This window comes from Mycobacterium talmoniae (assembly GCF_001854525.1).
Lineage (GTDB): Bacteria > Actinomycetota > Actinomycetes > Mycobacteriales > Mycobacteriaceae > Mycobacterium > Mycobacterium talmoniae.
On sequence record NZ_MLQM01000355.1, the window covers coordinates 1 to 975 of the forward strand.

Genomic DNA, 975 nt, shown 5'->3' on the forward strand with positions numbered 1-975 from the left:
GCAGCAGCGCGTCGATGCCTCAAACGCCGCATCGCCCGACGCGTATACCAAGCCCTTCTCACCAGCACCAAACCCGAAATCAACCACCTAAAACCAGCAGCCGCTTGACATAGGAGCTATTGCTCGCCGCAAAAAGATAGCCTGTAACCGTGCCCGATCCCGCCACCTACCGCCCGGCGCCCGGCTCCATCCCGGTCGAACCCGGCGTGTACCGGTTCCGGGACCCGCACGGCCGGGTCATCTACGTCGGCAAAGCCAAAAGCCTGCGCAGCCGGCTGACGTCCTACTTCGCCGACGTCGCCAGCCTGCACCCGCGGACCAGGCAGATGGTGACCACCGCCGCCAAGGTGGAGTGGACGGTGGTGACCACCGAGGTCGAAGCGCTGCAGCTGGAGTACAACTGGATCAAGGAGTTCGACCCGCGGTTCAACGTCCGCTACCGCGACGACAAGACCTACCCGGTGCTGGCGGTCACCCTGGGCGAGGAGTACCCGCGGCTGATGGTCTACCGCGGTCCGCGGCGCAAAGGGGTGCGCTATTTCGGGCCGTATTCGCACGCCTGGGCCATCCGGGAAACCCTGGACCTGCTCACCCGGGTGTTCCCGGCGCGCACCTGCAGCGCCGGAGTGTTCAAGCGACACAACCAGATCGGGCGGCCCTGCCTGCTCGGCTACATCGACAAATGCTCGGCGCCCTGCGTCGGACGGGTCAGCGCCGAGCAGCACCGGCAGATCGTGGACGACTTCTGCGACTTTTTGGCCGGCAAAACCGATCGGCTGGTCCGCAACCTGGAAAAGGAGATGACCGCCGCCGCCGATGAGCTCGACTTCGAGCGGGCCGCGCGGCTGCGCGACGATGTTTCCGCGCTGCGGCGGGCGCTGGAGAAACAGGCGGTGGTGTTCGGCGACGGCACCGACGCCGACGTGGTGGCGTTCGCCGACGACGAGCTGGAAGCCGCGGTGCAGGTGTTTCACG

The 975-nt window shown here is 66.6% G+C and carries 1 protein-coding gene; it reads left to right on the top strand.

Annotated features, from left to right (window positions below):
* Positions 1-149 precede the first annotated feature (149 nt).
* Positions 150-975 (top strand): excinuclease ABC subunit UvrC (uvrC, locus tag BKN37_RS27335; RefSeq protein WP_083342090.1); only part of this gene is annotated, 826 nt, incomplete at its 3' end.